Below are 16,195 nucleotides of genomic sequence, written 5' to 3'. Positions count from 1 at the left end.
GCCTTTTCGCGGCGCGTTGACGCCGCGCTTTCGCATCCTTCACGTGCGGCCGCGCAGGCCAATGCGCACGATTCGCGTTCCTTCACGACCGCACGCAAGGCGTTAAAGTGCCTGCGTTTTCAGCGTGCAGGAGCACCCCCATGAAGGGCGACACCAAGGTCATCGAATTCCTCAACAAGGTCCTCTACAACGAGCTGACCGCGATCAACCAGTACTTCCTGCACGCCAAGATGCTGAAGAACTGGGGCATCAAGGAACTGGCTGAACACGAGTACAAGGAATCGATCGACGAGATGAAGCATGCCGACATGCTCGCCGACCGCATCCTGTTCCTTGAAGGACTGCCGAATTTCCAGGCGCTGGGCAAGCTGCGCATCGGCGAGAACCCGACCGAGATCCTGCAGTGCGACCTGTCGCTGGAACGCGATGGCGTGGTCACCCTGCGCGAGGCGGTGGCCTATTCCGACTCGGTTGGCGACTACGTCAGCCGCCAGCTGTTCGTGAAGATCCTCGACTCGGAAGAAGAGCACATCGACTGGCTGGAAACCCAGCTCGACCTGATCGAGCGCATCGGCGAGCCGAAGTACCTGCTGAGCAAGCTGGAAGAGTGAGTCAGCCGCCCTGGCCGGCGCGATGCTGTGCCAGGTAGCCCGTCAGCGCCACGCGCGCGCGGGCGAATTCCGCAACCAGCAGCGCCACTGCCACGGCGGGGCGCTGCAGGCTGCCGCTGCGGGCTTCATGCTCGATCCGCTGCGCGATCGCCGAAAGCGACAACGCGCCCACGTTCGCACTCGATGACTTCAGGCTGTGCGCAACGGCCTGCAAGCGCGGCTCATCGCCGTTCTGCGCGGCCAGCTGCAACTGCTGCACCATCACCGGCGCATCTTCAAGAAAGACCGCAACGATCTGGGTGGCAGCGTCGCCGATCACGGCGTGCAGTTCATCCAGCACGTCGCGGTCGAGCACCGGTTTCGGCATCGCGCCGACCCGGCTGTCATCGCCTGGTAGAGCCGAGCCTTGCTCGGCTGGCAGGACCCGACGGGCCACGGGTGTGTCGCCATCGAGCAAGCGCGATGCCGCGACATCGCGCGATCGCTGCACCCAACGCTGCAACAGCGCATGCAACGTGGCGCGCGCGATCGGCTTGGACAGGTAATCGTCCATGCCCGCCTGCAGGCAGCGCTCGCGGTCACCGGCCATGGCATTGGCGGTCATTGCGATGATCGGCAGCCGCGCACGCCCGGTCTCCGCTTCTTCGGCGCGCCAGCGGCGCGTGGCGGCATAGCCGTCCAGCACCGGCATCTGGCAATCCATCAGCACGATGTCCACGTCGCCTTCGCGCAGGGCGGCCAGTGCCTGCTCGCCATCGGCGGCGTTGCGCACTTCGCACTGGAACACGCGCAGCAGCTGTTCGGCCACCATCCGGTTGACCGTATTGTCCTCCACCAGCAGCACACGCAGATGCAACGGCGGCAGCGTGGCAGCCGGTTGCTCGTTGTCCGCGCTGGCCAGCAGCGCAGCGGGGCGGGCGGAGGCAACCGGTGCAGCCAGCAGCGCATGCAGGGCCGCATCGTCGAAGTGCGGGGGCAGCTGGCGCTGGCGCGGGCGTTGCGGAAGTGCGCCCTCCTGCAGCCACAGCACCTGCAGTGCATCGTCGTCACCGCGATCATTCAGCGCCAGCTGCAGCGTGGCCTCACCGTTGCGGCGTGCGCGGGCATCGACCAGCAACCATGCCGGTGCCGGTTGCCCGGGCCGCGCGGGAGCGCGCAGGCGCTCGACCAAGGCATCCAGCTGCGCCAGCACCTGCACCTGCAGCCCATGGTGGGCGGCGATGCGCTCGATACGTGTCTGCAGCGTTGCGTCGGCACTGAACAGCAGCAGTGGTGCCGGCGCGCGCGCCATCGCCGGCAGGTCGCCAGGGACCTTCAGCAGCGGGATCTCGAACCAGAAGGTCGCGCCCTGGCCCGGCGTGGACTGCACGCCGATGTGCCCGTGCATCAGGTCGATGATGCGCTTGCAGATGGCCAGGCCCAGGCCGGTGCCGCCATAGATGCGGGTGGTGGATGCGTCGGCCTGGCTGAAGGACTGGAACAGGCGTGCCTGCAGCGCGTCGTCAATGCCGATGCCGGTATCGATGATCTCGAAGCGCAGCTGGTGCTGCGCGGCACCTTCGCCCAGGCGCAGCACGCGCAGCTGCACCTGGCCGCGGGCGGTGAACTTGATGGCGTTGGCCAGCAGGTTGCTCAGCACCTGGCGCAGGCGCACCGGGTCGCCGCGCACCGGCAGGCGCACCGATGGATCCAGTTGCAGGCCCAGGGCCAGGCCCTTGGCGTCGGCGGCGCGCTGCATCAGCTGCACCACGCCATCGAGCAGGTCGCGCAGGTTGAAGCTGGTGATCTCCAGTTCCAGCGCCTGCGCTTCCAGCCGGGAGTAGTCGAGGATGTCGTCGACGATGCGCAGCAGCTGCTGCGAACTGGCCGAGGCGGTCGCCAGCATCTGCCGCTGGTCTTCGCCCAGCGGTCCGCGCGCGATCAGCTCCAGCATCGGCAGGATGCCGTTGAGCGGGGTACGGATCTCGTGGCTCATCGTGGCCAGGAACTCGCCCTTGGCCAGCACGGCCGCCTCGGCGGCCTGCTTGGCCTGCAGCAGCTGTTGTTCCAGCTGGCCCTGGCGTTCGGTGGTATGGCGAAGCTGGTCGCGTTCGGCGGCCAGCGCATTGTGCGTGCGCTGCAGCTGGGCCAGCGCATGGTTGCGCGCGCGCAGGCGCAGGCCCAGCAGCAGCGCGATGGCGGCCGCAGCAAGGGCAACCAGCAGCACGCCCCACAGCGGCACGTCAGAGCACCGCGTTGTGGAAGTCGAAGTTCAGGTCGCTGCCGGCCGACTGCACCATGTTGCCCTGGATGTAGTCGACGCCGCCGACCCACATCGCTGCTGCAGCCTGCGGATCCTCGATCTGCTGGCCGATGATCTGCAGCCCGGCGGCATGGGCCTGTTCGATCGCCTTGCGCAGTTCCTCGCGCGTGGCCGGATTGGAATGGCTGCTGGAGAAGCGCGCAGCCATGCGCACGAACGACAGCGGCAGCTGGGTCAGCAGTGCATCGGCCTCGCCGCTGGGTTCGAACTGGCTCAGGCAGAAGCGCACCCCGGCACCGGCCATGCGCTGGCAGAACTGCTGCAGCGGGACGGTGTGGATCAGTGCGTCGGGCAGGCGCACGTCGATCACCAGCGCACTGCCGGGCAGGTCACGCTGCTGCAGTGATTCCAGCAGCCAGTCGGCGAAGGCATCGCGCTGCAGGGTACGCAGCGACTGCGAGACGAACAGGTTCAACGGCTGCGTCGCGTGCCGGTACAGATCCAGCAGGCCCAGCGCGTGGTCCATCACCTGCTGGTCGAGGTCGGCGATGCGCCCGGCGGCTTCCGCGGCCGGGATCACCTGGCCGGCTGCCAGCACCGTGCCATCGGCCTGGCGCAGGCGCAGCAGCAGCTGGTATTGCGCGGTGTTGCCACCTGCCACGGCGACGATCGGCTGGTAGGCCAGTTCCAGCTGGCCTTCCAGCAGCGCCAGGTGTTCCTGTTCGTTGACCGCCTGGCGATGCACGTGGCCCGCCACGCCGGCGCTGAGCAGGCGTGCCTGCAGGGTGGTGCGCTCAACCGCTTCCAGCGCACTGTTGGCATCCTCGAAACCCGGCGACAGCGGCGCATAGCCGACCACGCCGCGCAGGTGCACGGATTCGTCGTCGCGGATCACGAAGGCGCGTGCCGACAGCTGCTCGCGCAGGGTGGCGGCGATGCCTTCGAGGGCGTCCTCGTCGGCGTTGCGGGCCAGCAGCAGGAAGCTGTTGTCGTTCAGGCGAGCCAGCAGGTGCGGATGGCCGGCTTCGGCCAGGCGCTGCCCGGCCTGCACCATCAGCCGTTCAAACGCCGCATAGCCATAGCGTTCGCGCAGGCCCAGCGCACTGGCTACTTCGATGAAGAACACGCCGCCCTGATCGCGGTGGGCGAGTGCGGTGTTGAGCTGCTGCAGCACGTGGTGGCGCGTCGGCAGGCCGGTTTCCGGATTGCTGGTGGCTGGTGCGCCGGTAGCGCCCGGCAGGGTCGCGGCCTGGGCACGTGCGCGGCGGATGCGGTTGGCCACCGCTGCGATCAGGTGGCGGGGCCGGATCGGCTTGCTCAGGTAGTCGTCGGCGCCGCTGTCGAGCACCTCGAACTGGCGCTCCGGATCCGGATCGCCGCTGAGGAACACGATCGGCAGCAGCTGCAGGCCGGGCTGCTGGCGGATCAGCGCGGTCAGGCGCATGCCGTCCAGCCCGGGCAGGTGCAGGTCCATCAGGATCAGGTCGGGGCGGTGCTCCTTGATCGCCTGCAGCGCGGCATCGGCATCGCTGTGCACGATCGCCTGCATGCCGGCGCCGTGCAGCACGCTCTGCGCGAACAGGGCCTGCGCGCGATCGTCTTCAACGATCAGCACGCGGTAAGGCGAGTCCGATGGCGGTGGGGCCAGATCGTTGTTGCCGGCTTCGGCCAGTGCGATCGGGCCGGGCAGCGGCGGCGGTGCGCTGTTGAGCGGCGCCGGGGCATCGGTCGCGATGGGCCGCGGGGTCGCAACCGTCGGTGCGGCCACAGCGGGGTTTGCCGCCTCGGGCGCCCAGCGTTGCCAATGATCGGCCGGAGGGGTTTCAGCGCGTCCCGGGCGGGCGCCCGCGGGGGATTCGTTTGCGGCCATCGGTGCTCCTGGTGTTCGCGTCCATTATGCGACAAGCCCGGCGCTCAACCGGTACCGGTGTGCCCTGGCGGTGGTGCCGATGCACCGTGCGCCAGCCAGCGCACGCCCTTCCACAGTGCGCGCCAGACCAGCCACACCAGCAGTGCGCCGGCCAGGCTGCAGGCCAGCACCACCACCAGCGCGATCCACGGATGCGCCAGGGCCAGCGCCAGTCCGCCGATCACTACGGTGTCTTCGGCGGCGGAGGCGACCCAGTTGCTGGCCGGTTCCGGCGAGGTGTTGAGCAGGGCGCGGGTACCGGCCTTCAGGCCATGGCTGGCCAGAGCGACGCCGGCACCGGCGGCGAGCGCACCGGTGCCCAGCTGGCCATCCGGCGACAGTGTGGCCGCCGCGAGGAATGCGCCGGCAGGTACGCGCGCGAGGGTCTGCACCAGGTCCCAGACCGAGTCCACGCCGGGGATCTTGTCGGCGAAGAACTCGGCGATGGCCAGCGCCGCCGATGTGCCCAGCACCCACCACGATTCAGTGGCCTGCAGGGCGGGCGGCAGGTCGACCCAGCCGAGCAGGCCGGCCAGGCCGACGCCGAACACGGTGAGGTAGACGCGGATGCCGGCCAGCCAGGCCAGCAGGATGCCGATCACGAACAGGTGGGCTTCGGTCATGGCGGTGCTCCGGCGACGGAACTGTGCAGGGGGCCACACTATCGACGATGGCGTGCCTGAACGCCACAGACCGTGGCCGGCCACTGCGCAGGAAACCCACCCGTCCTGTCATACACTAGCCCGTCGTTTGCCACAGGGGCCGTAACGGTGTCGCCCTCGCGATACCCCGGAAACCACCCATGACCAACCGTCCTCCCATGCGCGTGCAGGTGCGCCTGCCCGGCGCGCCGCGACCGCCTGTCGACCGCCGCCGCCTGCTGGTGATCGGCGGCATCTGGCTGCTCAGCCTGGTGCTGGCGGTGCTCGGCGGCTGCTGGATGGCCACGCCGCGTGATGCCCAGGGCCAGCGCCTGCAGGCCGCCGAGAAGCGTGCCGAGACGCTGCAGGCGCAGCTGACCGAACTGCGCCAGAAGCAGGCCACGCTGGAAGCCTCCGACCGCATCAGCCGCGCCGCCAACACCGAGGTGCAATCCTCGCTGGCCGAGCGCGATGAGGAAATCGCCGGCCTGCGCGCCGACGTCGCCTTCTATGAGCGGCTGGTCGGTTCGACCAGCCAGCGCAAGGGCCTGAACACCCACTCGATCGAGTTCAGCCCGGAAGCGGCCGGCACCTGGCAGTACACCGCTGTGCTGACCCAGAACCTCAACCGCGGTGCCATCAGCCAGGGGCAGATGCGCTTCACCGTGGAAGGCGTGAAGAACGGCAAGCTGGCCACGATCAGCTGGGATGATCTGCACCAGCGCAGCAAGGTACCGGGACAGGATTACTCGTTCCGGTACTTCCAGCAGATCACCGGCAGCGTGATGCTGCCGGCTGACTTCACCCCGCAACGCGTGCGGGTGACATTGGGGAGTGGTACGGGGGGTACCACCCAGGTATTCGACTGGAAACAGGCCGGCGCGCCGGCCAGCAAAGGGGAGTAGGCAGATGTTCGGAAGCAGCAAATCCAACCGGGAAGGCCAGCTGGTGGTGGATGCCCTGATCGGCAACCAGGTGGTGATCCGCGGTGATGTGGAATTCAGTGGGGGCCTGTATGTGGAAGGCCGCATCCACGGCAAGGTGATTGCCGCCGAAGGCGCCAGTGGCGCGACCCTGACGGTCGCCGAGCATGGCGTGATCGAGGGTGAGATCCGCGCCCAGGTGGTGGTCATCAGTGGCCGCCTGGACGGCGATGTGCACGCCACCGAGAAGGTCGAGCTGACCCCGAGCGCACGGGTCAATGGCAACGTCCACTACCAGGTGGTGGAGATGAATGCGGGTGCCCAGCTGAACGGCCGCCTGATCCATGCCAGCGCGCCGATGGCGGCCTTGCCGGCGCCGGAAGGCGACGACGCCAATGATGGCAAGGGCGACACCGCCGCACGCCGCAAGCTGGCCGAGGCGATGGCTTGAAAGCCATCGTCGGCACCCCCATGCTGACACCATGAGCACGCTAGTCTCCCTGCCCGGCGCCACCCCGGTTGCCGCGCCCGATTACCAGTCGCTGGAGCGCCCGCTGAACTTCACCGAGTCGGCGGCCGCCAAGGTCAAATCCCTGATCCAGGAAGAGGGCAACCCCGACCTGGCCCTGCGCGTGTACATCGAGGGAGGCGGCTGTTCGGGCTTCCAGTACGGGTTCGAGTTCGACGAGAACCGTGCCGAGGACGACCTGGCGGTACAGACCAGCGGGGTGACCCTGCTGGTCGACCCGCTGAGCCTGCAGTACCTGATGGGCGCCGAGGTGGACTACACCGAGAGCCTGACCGGTGCCCAGTTCGTGATCCGCAACCCGAACGCGAAGACCACCTGCGGCTGCGGCAGCAGCTTCAGCATGTAGTAGATCCACGCCATGCGTGGATGCGCGGTGCCCGCAACCTCGCCCGTGGAGCACACGGGCAAACTGCGCACAGTGCCGACCTTGCCACCCGCATCGATTGGCGGCACGCTTGCCGGATGCCCAATACTCCTTCGCCGCTTTCCGGTTTCGCCTTCGTTGGCGAACCGCTGGAGCGCGCCGATGCCCTGCGCGAGGATGCCGATGCACTGGCGCGCCTGTGGCCGGGTGCGCGCATTCTCGTGCTCGATCAGGACGGCAGCGCCTTCACCGGCGATGACGATCAGCCGCTGGCGCTGAGCGGTGCCGACATCGGCGGCGGCCCGGGTGCCGCGATCTTCCTTGGCCTGCGCGGGGAGCAGGCGTGGTTCTCGGTTGAAGCCGCCAACGTCACCATCAGCGCACCACGCCGGCTTGATCTGCGCCAGGCCGCGTTGCTGTGGTCGATGGCCGATGCGACCGCTTTCAGCTATGCCCGCGGCATGTCCTACTGGCACTCGCGCACCCGCTTCTGCGGCGTGTGCGGCGGCGCCGTGGCGTTTGCTCGTGGTGGCTTCGTCGGCCGCTGCGGGCAATGCGCCACCGAGCACTATCCGCGTGTCGATCCCGCCGTGATCGTGGCCGTGGAGAACCAGGGCCGGCTGCTGCTGGGCCGGCAGTCGAACTGGGCACCGCGTCGCTACTCGGTGCTGGCCGGCTTCGTCGAACCGGGCGAGACCTTCGAGCAGACCGTGGTGCGCGAAGTCCACGAGGAGAGCAAAGTGCGGGTGACCGCCTGCCAGTACCTCGGTTCGCAGCCGTGGCCGTTCCCCGGCGCGCTGATGGTCGGCTTCCGTGCACAGGCGCAGGATGACCTGCCGACCGTGGATGGCGAACTGGAGGACGCGCGCTGGTTCAGTGCCGAAGAGGTGGGCGCTGCGTTGGCACGCGATGTGGAGGACGATGGCCAGGGCATCCGCCTGTCGCCGCCGATCTCGATCTCGCGGGGCCTGATCGAACACTGGTACCGCCAGCACGCGGGCTGAACCCGGCCGGCTGCGGCGCCTGTATTGCCGCCACCTGAACACGGCCCGGGTTACAGTGCGGGTCATCGCGGAGGGCGCCGCTGCGACAGGTAAGGTAGCGGCGCCGAGCGTTCTGTTTCGTAGGGAGACCTGCCATGTTCACCACTCTGGCCGCCGTGCTGGTGGCACTGGCCCTGGGCCATGTTGCCCCGGCCGCTGCCGCCTCGCTGCGCCGTTTCGACGGCTTCCGGCGATGGCTGGGCTGGCTGGACGCGCATGGCGGCAAGGCCTGGCAGGGCGCGGCAGGCGTGGCGCTGGCGCTGTTGCCGCCGCTGCTGCTGATGGGCCTGCTGGCCTGGCTGCTGCGCGGGGTGTTGTTTGGCCTGCCGTCGCTGCTGCTGGGCGTGGCGGTGCTGGCCTGGTGCTGGGGGCCGCGCGACCTGGACCGCGATATCGAAGCGATCATCGATGCGGACGACGCCGCGACGCGGCAGGCTGCGGTGCGCAACCTGCAGGCCGCCGGTGGCAGCCTGCGCGAGGACGTGCCGTCGCTGGTCGAGGCGACCGTGCTCAACGCGCTGCGTCGCTGGTTCGCGGTGCTGTTCTGGTTCCTGTTGCTGGGCCCGGCGGGCGCGCTGGGTTACCGGCTGCTGGCATTGATGGCGGAGAGCCCGATGCGTGCACGCGTGCCGGTGGAGCCGCTGGCGCTGGCGCAGCGCCTGCTGGGCTGGATCGAGTGGCCGGTGGCGCAGCTGATGGCGTTTTCGATGGCGCTGGTGGGCAACTTCGATACGGCGTGGAAGGCCTGGCGCCAGGCCCATGGCGAACGCCTGGCGGGCAACATCGGATTCCTGGGCGCGGTGGCGCGGGCCAGCGTCAACGCCGAGCTGCGCGAGGATGCGCACGATTACACCGAGGCGGGGTTGCTGCCGGTGTGGCAGCGGCTGCCGGACCTGCGCGATGCGATGAGCCTGGTGTGGCGGATGTTGCTGCTGTGGCTGGCGATCCTGGCCCTGCTGGTGATTGCAGGCTGGGTGACGTAGTTGTATTGCAGGGCTTGCAGCCCTGCACCTGCAGAGGCAACAGCAACAGCAGCTCTGGATTGGTGATGGTTGGGCGGGGCGGTGTGGGGCTGCAGGACACGCCGTAAACCCGTCCTTGGGGGCTCGATGGCGCCATCCATGGCGCCAACGGTCCTGCAGCCCCACACCGCCCCACCCGCGACAGATTTCCGGTGACGGATGTTCTGTAGAGCCGAGCCATGCTCGGCTCCGAGCAAGCGCAGCGAAGCGATCCGCTTCCGCTTTTGATCTTCTCTTTCTTTTCCGTGGTGGACGCACACGGAAACTGTCCGTGGCCGGGTGGGTGGGCTGCGCAGGGGCGTGAGCCGCATGGATGCGGCGACCGAGCTTACATGGACGTACTTGCAGCGGCCCCTGCGCAGCCTACCCGCCCGGCCAACCCCATGATCGACAAACGCCGCCCACCACGAGGGGCCGCGCCGTTGGCTGGAAACCTAGATCGGTGCCAGCGCGGTGAACGGTGCCCACGGCAGGTTGCGCAGCAGCGCATACCCGGGCAGCACCCAGAGCCAGAACGTGGGATTGGCCAATACCCGCATCAGCGGGTCGAGCACGCGCGGACGGATGCCGGCGACGTTCAGCAGCATCAGCAGCAGGAAGGGCAGGCTGATGACCAGCAGCGGGTTCATCGCCATCGCGCCGGGCAGGTCGAAATGGACCAGCGAATACAGGCAGCGGGTGCTGCCACAGCCCGGGCAGTACAGGCCGGTCAGCGCGTACAGCGGGCAGCTCGGCAAGGGATTGCCGGCGACATACGGATTGACGTTGCGCAGCACCACCGCGGCACCAGCGGCCAGGCCGGTGGCGGCCAGCAGCGGTGCCCAGCGGGCGAATCGGGAGCGGGCGGGAAGTGCGGACATTGCAGCAACGGATCCGGCGCGGGCGCCGGATCCGTCCACGCGGATCAGTAGCCGCTGTTGTTCATTGCACCCATGCCGCCGACAGCGACGATCAGGATGCCGTACAGCACGCCGACCACGACGGCGGCGATGGCCGACCAGATGGCCCACTTCTTGGCCTTGGCGGCGGAGTCCTGGGCACCGGCGATGTCGCCAGCGGCCAGCTTGCCGTTGACCTGGGCGGCGTAGACGATCGACACGATGCCGGCCGGCAGGCAGCAGAACAGGGTGCTCAGGATGGCCCAGACCAGATTGTTCGGGACCTGCGGAGTGGCGGTGTTCATGGGTTCAAGCTCCTTGATGGGTGGTGGTGGTGAATCATTGGTCGGAAAGAGCGCCCAGTACGGCCAAGCCGCCGAACAGCCCGAACCACAACAGCAACAGGACCGGCAGGGCCACGGCCGAAGCCAACGCCCACCAGCCCGCCTTGCGCGACGCGCTGTAGGCCCCCGGCAGGTCGCCGGCCGCGCGGCGGCCATCGACCTGGGAGGCATAGACGATCGACACCACGCCCAACGGCAGGCAGCAGAACAGCGTCGTCAGGATCGCCCAGACCAGATGGTTGGGGATGTAGACCGGACGGCTGAGCGGTGGCGGTTGATTCAAAGCGAGACTCCATTCCTTGGTGGCCGGCCATGTTGAAACGGCCGAACCTCCCCCCTGTGGGTGCGTAATCTACCTCAACCCGCGTTGCATGTATGCGTTTACAGCCACGGCATGCCGTGTTCGCCACTGGACGCTGGCGTATGTGGAGAGGTCACCCGGCCCGCTGGACGGGCCGGTTCCTTCAGGCGTGATCACCACGCAGGGCCCGCACCTGGGCCTCCAGCACCGGGGCGCTGGTGGTGTGGCCATCGACGGCCGGCGCTGCCACCACCTCGACGGTGGCGCGGAAACGGCGCGGCACGCGCATGCGGCCGAGGCGGCTGTCGCGGCGGCTCCACATGCTCGACCACATGCCGCGCAGCGCCATCGGCACCACCGGCACCGGCCGTCGCTCGAGGATCTTCTCGACGCCGGACTTGAACGGCGCCATCTGCCCGTCGCGGGTCAGGGCGCCCTCGGGGAAGATGCAGACCAGTTCGCCCTCGGCCAACGCGGCGTCGATCTCATCGAACGCGCGCTGCATCAGCGCCGGGTCTTCGCGCGCCCCGGCAATCGGGATGGCCTTGGCCGTCCGGAAGATCCAGCGCATCACCGGGATGTTGAAGATCTTGTAGTACATGACGAAGCGCACCGGGCGCGGGATGGTCGCCGACAGGATCAGTGCGTCCATGTAGCTGACGTGGTTGCAGACCAGCAGTGCGGCGCCTTCGTCCGGCACGTTGGCCTCGATGCCGTGCGGGCGCAGCCGGTACAGGGTGCGCACCATCAGCCAGCTGAGGAAGCGCATCAGGAATTCGGGGACGATGGTGAAGATGTAGATCGCCACCAGTGCGTTGGCGATGGCCAGCGCCAGGAACTGCTGCGGAATGGTCCAGTGCAGCAGCTTGTGGGCGGCCAGCGACAGCAGCGCCGCAGCGACGATGAAACCCGAGTTCTGGATGTTCAGTGCGGCGAACACGCGCGACATCTGCGCCTTCGGCGTGCGGCTCTGGATCAGCGCGAACAGCGGCACCACGAAGATGCCGGTGAACAGGCCGATGCCGATCAGGTCGATGACGATGCGGATGCTGCCGGGCTGCTGCAGGAACGGCCCGATGGTCAGCCCGTGCACCGTCGCTTCGCCGCTGCGGGCAAAGTACAGGTCGAGCAGGAACGCAGTCATGCCGAACGCACCCAGCGGTACCAGGCCGATTTCCACCGTGCGGGCCGACAGCTTCTCGCACAACAGCGAGCCGACGCCGGTGCCGACCGAGAACAGGGCCAGCGCAAAGATGTACAGGGTCGGCTGGCCACCCAGGTTGGTCACCGCGTAGGCCGGCAGCTGCGAGGTCAGCACGGTGCCGACGAACCAGAACCAGGACACGCCCAGGATCGAGTTGCGCACGGCCTTCTGCTGGCGCGCCATGCGCAGCACCGCCAGCGATTCCGGCAACGGATTCCAGTTGATCTTCAGGTTCGGGTCGCCGGCATCGACCTTGGGAATCAGGCGGGCGGCGATGTTGCCGCAGATCGCCAGGGCGATGATCGCGCACGCAGCCACCACTGTGCCGTGGCTGCCGGCCACGGTGAACACCAGGCCGCCGACGATCATGCCGGAGAGGATCGACATCGAAGTGCCCATCTCGACCAGGCCATTGCCGCCGGTCAGCTCTTCGGGCCTGAGCACCGACGGCAGCACCGAATACTTCACCGGCCCAAACAGGGTCGACTGCATGCCGGTACAGAACAGTGCGACCAGCAGCACCGGCAGGCTCTGGGTGAGGAAGCCGGTGGCCGCCAGCGACATGATCACGATCTCCATGGTGGTGGTGATCACGATCAGCCGCGATTTTTCCAGTTTGTCGGCGATCTGCCCGGCCAGCGCCGAGAACAGGAAGTACGGCAGGATGAAGATGGCCGGCGCCAGCGTGGCATACAGCCCCAGTTCTTCCTCCGGCACGGCCATGAACAGCAACATGCTGATGATCGCCTGCCGGTACACGTTGTCGTTGAACGCACCGAGCGCCTGGACCACGAAGAACGGCAGGAAACGGCGCTGGCGCAGCAGGGCGAACTGGTTGTGACCGGACATGGAACCTCCTTGACCGGCGCAGCCTAGCATTCCTGCCCACCCGTCGGGACCATGGCGGGATGCATCCACGCATGGCGTGGATCTACTGAAGCCCCACGACTGTGGGTGCGGACGGTTGGTCCGCACACCTGTCGGCACTCTCAGACGATATCGTCGACCACGCCGCCATCCACGCGCAGCGCAGCACCCGAGGTCGCCGAGGCCTGTGGCGAGGCCAGGTACACCACCATGTTGGCCACTTCTTCGACCGTGGCAGTGCGCTGGATCACCGAGGACGGCCGGTGCGCCATCACGAACTCGCGGCCGATCTGCTCCAGCGGCTTGCCGCTGCGCTGGCGTTCATCCTCGAACATCGCCGCGAAACCATCGGACAGGGTCGGGCCGGGCAGCACCGCGTTGACGGTGACGCCACTGCCGGCCACGCGCTTGGCCAGGCCGCGCGACAACGACAGCTGCGCGGTCTTGCTGACCCCGTAATGGATCATGTCGGCGGGGATGTTGCGTGCCGATTCGGAGGAAATGAACAGCACGCGGCCCCAGCCGGCATCGACCATCGCCGGCAGCAGCGCACGCGACAGGCGCACGCCGGACATCACGTTGGTCTGCCAGTAGCGCTCCCAGGTCGCGTCATCGGTTTCGAAGAAGTCCTGTGGGCCGAAGATGCCGGCGTTGTTGACCAGGATGTCGACCTTGGGCAGGCCGGCCAACAGTGTTTCGACACCGGCTCCCTCAGAGAGGTCGGCGGCGATGCCGAGCACGTCGGCTCCCGGCACGGCGGCGAGCAGGTGCTGGCGGCCGCGCTCGACGCTGTCGGTGCTGCGGCCATTGAGAATGACGCGCGCACCTGCGGCAGCCAGGCCCTGGGCGATGGCCAGGCCGATGCCGGCGGTGGAGGCGGTCACCAGCGCGGTGCGACCGCTGAGTTCGATTTTCATGGCGATGATCCGGAGCGGGGGATTGCCCAGTATCCGCGTGGCCGCGTGATCGAACTGCAGCGCTGGATGCAATGCGCCGTTGCACACGGCGCAGCGGATCCACGCCATGCATGGATGGCGTGCCCGATTCAGCGATGAGGGATCAGGTCAGGCTGGTCACCGCTTCATTGGCCGCTGCCCGCACCTTCGGCAGCATCCGCAGCACCAGCGCCATCTGCGTGCGGATCAGCTGCAGCTTCGGCGGCATTGCCTCGTCGATCTGCTCCAGCTCGGCGGCCACTGCGCGGTCGGCGTCATTGTCATCTTCCGCGACCGGTTGCCGCGCGGTCAGGGCCGAAGCCAGCTGCTGCAGTGCCTTGCGCACGCGCTCGCCGGCCGCCAATGCCAGCGGGTCGCCAGCATAGCTGTCCACCTGGTCGCGATGCGCGCCCAATGCCGACAGATGGCCGAGCAGCGTGTTGGACAGCGCCAGGAAGTGGAAGCCGGCATCCAGATTGCGGCGCACATGGCCGGGTTCACGCAGCATGTTCGACAGTGCGGTGGACAGCGCGGCATCCGCGTTGTGCATGTCGCGCCGCGCGATGCGGTAGGCCAGGTCGTCTCGCATGCCGCTGCGGTACTGGCCCAGCACCGAATCCAGGTAGCGAGCCGCAGTGTCCAGCACGCGTGCCAGGACGAGATGCAGCTGCCGGCCCTGCCAGTCAGGCAGGATCAGGAATGCTGCCGCCGCTGCGATCGCGCAGCCCAGCACCGTATCGACCATGCGCGGCACGATCAGCACGAAGCCATCGCCGATCAGGTTGAAGCAGGTCAGTGCCATCACGGTGATCGCCGCCGACGCCACCAGGTAGCGGTCGGTGCGGGTGAAGAAGAACAGCAGCGCAGAGAGCAGGGCGATCAGCAGCTGCACGTGCAGCTGCGGGAACAGCTGCAGCAGCGCCCAGGTCAGTACCAGGCCGGCCAGGGTGCCGACGATGCGTTGTGCCAGGCGCTGGCGGGTCGCGCCGAAGTTGGGCCGGCACACGAACACGATGGTCAGCAGCACCCACGAACCGTTCTGCGCATTGAACAGGCGGATCGCTGCAAAGCCGGCGATCAGCGCCAGCGCCATGCGCAGGCCGTGGCGGAACAGCACCGAACCGGGCGTGAGCTGCTGGCGGATGCGCACGCCCATCTCGCGCAGGGTGTGCGGGTTGCTGTCGCGCAGGCGGGTATCGACGTTGTCCAGGCTCGCTTCGGAGCGTTCGGCATCCAGCAGGCGCCGTTCGATGCTGCGCAGGTTGTGCACCAGCAGGTCCAGCGAGCCCAGCAGGCGCTGCCATTGCGGCCGCTGCTGGTCGCGCAGGTAGGCCAGCGCATCGGCCAGGTCGCGCCCGGCCTGCTGGTTGCTTTCGCCGTATACGAACGGACGGCGCAGGCGGATCGCCTCGCCCAGGCGGGCACAGGCCTGCCCCTGCAGGTCGAGCAGGCGCTGGCAGCGATACAGCACGTCGCTGTGGAAGAACGCGTCCACCAGCGCGCCATACGGGTAGTGCGAAGAACTGGCGCGTTCGTGGAAATCCTGCGCCATGTAGTACAGGCGCAGGTACAGGCCGGAGTTCACGCCGGGGCGGCCGGAGCGGCCGAAGCGGGCCAGGATCGCGGTCTTGGCCTCGTTCAGTGCACCGACCACACGACGGTTCTGTTCGGCAAGATCAAGCTGGCGACGTTGCAGGTCGGCTTCGCGCACCGGCTCGAACAGCGCGGCCTTCAGCTGCAGGTAGCGGCCCAGTTCCTGGTAGAGCCGCGCCACGCGCTCACGTACCGGCCGGTTGGCGAACAGCGCGGTCCACAGGATCGACAGCAGGCCATACCAGACTGCGCCGGCCAGCAGGTGGCTGACCGCGTCCAGCGCGCTGTGCAGGTCGCTGGCACCGTGCTGTTCCAGGCCGATCATGGTGTAGATCGCCAGGGTCACCGTGGCCTGGGCAATGGACGCATAGCGCTCGCCGAGCGCGCCAAGCAGGGTCAGCCCGAAGGTGGACAATGCCAGCGCGCCGATGAAGATCCACGGCCATGGGAACAGCCAGATCACCGAGGCCGCAGCAATGCAGAAGCACAGCAGCGACAGCGCCACGGCCTTGGTCCGGCCCCACCAGTTGTCGTCGGTCTCGGCGATGGCGCTGGCGATGATGCCCAGGAACACACCGGGCAGGGCGGTCAGCGCATCGAACTGCCAGCACACGGCAACGGCCGTGGCCAGCGCGATGAACACGCGCAGGCCGTAGCTGGCCTTTTCGTGGGCCCAGAGGCGGCTGAGGCGGGACTGTCGGGCGGGCATGCAGGCTCGGTGGAAGGGTCCTCCAACATTATTGCGGGTGTGGGGTGAAATATGGAGTGCGGACCAACCGTCCGCACCCA

Annotated in this window: 15 protein-coding genes; 6 read left to right on the top strand and 9 right to left on the bottom strand. The window is 68.0% G+C overall.

What is annotated here, in order from left to right; all coding sequences use genetic code 11:
- Positions 1-140: 140 nt before the first annotated feature.
- Entirely contained in the window at positions 141-611 is a 471-nt protein-coding gene (bfr, locus tag ACUZUJ_RS20140) for a bacterioferritin (protein ID WP_005419804.1), read from the top strand.
- Between the two features lies 1 nt (position 612).
- Here bfr and ACUZUJ_RS20135 read toward each other — a convergent pair whose 3' ends face one another.
- The 3 genes from ACUZUJ_RS20135 to ACUZUJ_RS20125 are packed head-to-tail and all read right to left on the bottom strand — an operon-like array spanning position 613 to position 5,385.
- Positions 613-2,832, bottom strand: a complete 2,220-nt coding sequence (locus ACUZUJ_RS20135; RefSeq protein WP_458220662.1) for an ATP-binding protein — start codon at positions 2,830-2,832, stop codon at positions 613-615.
- A 1-nt stretch (position 2,833) separates the two neighbouring features.
- Positions 2,834-4,723, bottom strand: coding sequence for an EAL domain-containing protein (locus tag ACUZUJ_RS20130; RefSeq protein ID WP_458220663.1), 1,890 nt, complete (start codon positions 4,721-4,723; stop codon positions 2,834-2,836).
- A 44-nt stretch (positions 4,724-4,767) separates the two neighbouring features.
- Complete coding sequence (locus tag ACUZUJ_RS20125; protein ID WP_049447262.1) at positions 4,768-5,385, bottom strand: DUF4126 domain-containing protein; 618 nt, start codon at positions 5,383-5,385, stop codon at positions 4,768-4,770.
- A 179-nt stretch (positions 5,386-5,564) separates the two neighbouring features.
- Between ACUZUJ_RS20125 and ACUZUJ_RS20120 the strand changes: the two genes are divergently transcribed.
- The 5 genes from ACUZUJ_RS20120 to ampE all read left to right on the top strand — a co-directional run bounded on the left by ACUZUJ_RS20120 (position 5,565) and on the right by ampE (position 9,245).
- The gene (locus ACUZUJ_RS20120) at positions 5,565-6,308 is read left to right on the top strand and encodes a DUF6776 family protein (RefSeq protein ID WP_049447264.1); all 744 of its coding nucleotides are present in this window, start codon (positions 5,565-5,567) and stop codon (positions 6,306-6,308) included.
- Between the two features lie 4 nt (positions 6,309-6,312).
- Positions 6,313-6,777 carry a bactofilin family protein gene (locus ACUZUJ_RS20115; protein WP_014038728.1) on the top strand — a complete coding sequence of 155 codons (465 nt, stop codon included), beginning with the start codon at positions 6,313-6,315 and terminating at the stop codon, positions 6,775-6,777.
- Positions 6,778-6,808: 31 nt separating this feature from the next.
- A complete protein-coding gene (gene erpA / locus ACUZUJ_RS20110) occupies positions 6,809-7,201 on the top strand; it encodes an iron-sulfur cluster insertion protein ErpA (RefSeq protein ID WP_005419789.1) in 393 nt (130 codons plus the stop codon).
- 116 nt (positions 7,202-7,317) lie between these two features.
- Positions 7,318-8,223, top strand: a complete 906-nt coding sequence (gene nudC, locus ACUZUJ_RS20105; RefSeq protein WP_101766188.1) for an NAD(+) diphosphatase — start codon at positions 7,318-7,320, stop codon at positions 8,221-8,223.
- Positions 8,224-8,357: 134 nt separating this feature from the next.
- Positions 8,358-9,245 carry a regulatory signaling modulator protein AmpE gene (gene ampE / locus ACUZUJ_RS20100; protein ID WP_049447267.1) on the top strand — a complete coding sequence of 296 codons (888 nt, stop codon included), beginning with the start codon at positions 8,358-8,360 and terminating at the stop codon, positions 9,243-9,245.
- Between the two features lie 473 nt (positions 9,246-9,718).
- On the opposite strand, the gene ACUZUJ_RS20095 is transcribed toward ampE, so the two are convergent.
- The 6 genes from ACUZUJ_RS20095 to yccS all read right to left on the bottom strand — a co-directional run bounded on the left by ACUZUJ_RS20095 (position 9,719) and on the right by yccS (position 16,115).
- A complete protein-coding gene (locus ACUZUJ_RS20095; RefSeq protein WP_014038725.1) occupies positions 9,719-10,144 on the bottom strand; it encodes a DUF2752 domain-containing protein in 426 nt (141 codons plus the stop codon).
- Between the two features lie 44 nt (positions 10,145-10,188).
- Positions 10,189-10,467, bottom strand: a complete 279-nt coding sequence (locus ACUZUJ_RS20090) for a CD225/dispanin family protein (RefSeq protein WP_014648653.1) — start codon at positions 10,465-10,467, stop codon at positions 10,189-10,191.
- 34 nt (positions 10,468-10,501) lie between these two features.
- Complete coding sequence (locus ACUZUJ_RS20085) at positions 10,502-10,789, bottom strand: CD225/dispanin family protein (protein ID WP_458220664.1); 288 nt, start codon at positions 10,787-10,789, stop codon at positions 10,502-10,504.
- 181 nt (positions 10,790-10,970) lie between these two features.
- Positions 10,971-12,860 carry an MFS transporter gene (locus ACUZUJ_RS20080; RefSeq protein ID WP_049447270.1) on the bottom strand — a complete coding sequence of 630 codons (1,890 nt, stop codon included), beginning with the start codon at positions 12,858-12,860 and terminating at the stop codon, positions 10,971-10,973.
- A 140-nt stretch (positions 12,861-13,000) separates the two neighbouring features.
- Entirely contained in the window at positions 13,001-13,795 is a 795-nt protein-coding gene (locus ACUZUJ_RS20075; protein WP_101766452.1) for an SDR family NAD(P)-dependent oxidoreductase, read from the bottom strand.
- A 142-nt stretch (positions 13,796-13,937) separates the two neighbouring features.
- On the bottom strand, positions 13,938-16,115 hold the full coding sequence (gene yccS / locus ACUZUJ_RS20070; RefSeq protein ID WP_101766185.1) for a YccS family putative transporter: 2,178 nt from the start codon (positions 16,113-16,115) through the stop codon (positions 13,938-13,940).
- Positions 16,116-16,195 lie beyond the last annotated feature (80 nt).

This window comes from Stenotrophomonas sp. S4, from assembly GCF_054187805.2.
This window is presented reverse-complemented; position numbering and strand designations above follow the sequence as displayed.

Coding starts and splice junctions, on each gene's coding strand:
- bfr (WP_005419804.1), top strand. CDS start 141: ATGAAGGGCGACACCAAGGTCATCGAATTCCTCAACAAGGTCCTCTAC.
- ACUZUJ_RS20130 (WP_458220663.1), bottom strand. CDS start 4,723: ATGGCCGCAAACGAATCCCCCGCGGGCGCCCGCCCGGGACGCGCTGAA.
- ACUZUJ_RS20125 (WP_049447262.1), bottom strand. CDS start 5,385: ATGACCGAAGCCCACCTGTTCGTGATCGGCATCCTGCTGGCCTGGCTG.
- ACUZUJ_RS20120 (WP_049447264.1), top strand. CDS start 5,565: ATGACCAACCGTCCTCCCATGCGCGTGCAGGTGCGCCTGCCCGGCGCG.
- ACUZUJ_RS20115 (WP_014038728.1), top strand. CDS start 6,313: ATGTTCGGAAGCAGCAAATCCAACCGGGAAGGCCAGCTGGTGGTGGAT.
- erpA (WP_005419789.1), top strand. CDS start 6,809: ATGAGCACGCTAGTCTCCCTGCCCGGCGCCACCCCGGTTGCCGCGCCC.
- nudC (WP_101766188.1), top strand. CDS start 7,318: ATGCCCAATACTCCTTCGCCGCTTTCCGGTTTCGCCTTCGTTGGCGAA.
- ampE (WP_049447267.1), top strand. CDS start 8,358: ATGTTCACCACTCTGGCCGCCGTGCTGGTGGCACTGGCCCTGGGCCAT.
- ACUZUJ_RS20095 (WP_014038725.1), bottom strand. CDS start 10,144: ATGTCCGCACTTCCCGCCCGCTCCCGATTCGCCCGCTGGGCACCGCTG.
- ACUZUJ_RS20090 (WP_014648653.1), bottom strand. CDS start 10,467: ATGAACACCGCCACTCCGCAGGTCCCGAACAATCTGGTCTGGGCCATC.
- ACUZUJ_RS20080 (WP_049447270.1), bottom strand. CDS start 12,860: ATGTCCGGTCACAACCAGTTCGCCCTGCTGCGCCAGCGCCGTTTCCTG.
- ACUZUJ_RS20075 (WP_101766452.1), bottom strand. CDS start 13,795: ATGAAAATCGAACTCAGCGGTCGCACCGCGCTGGTGACCGCCTCCACC.
- yccS (WP_101766185.1), bottom strand. CDS start 16,115: ATGCCCGCCCGACAGTCCCGCCTCAGCCGCCTCTGGGCCCACGAAAAG.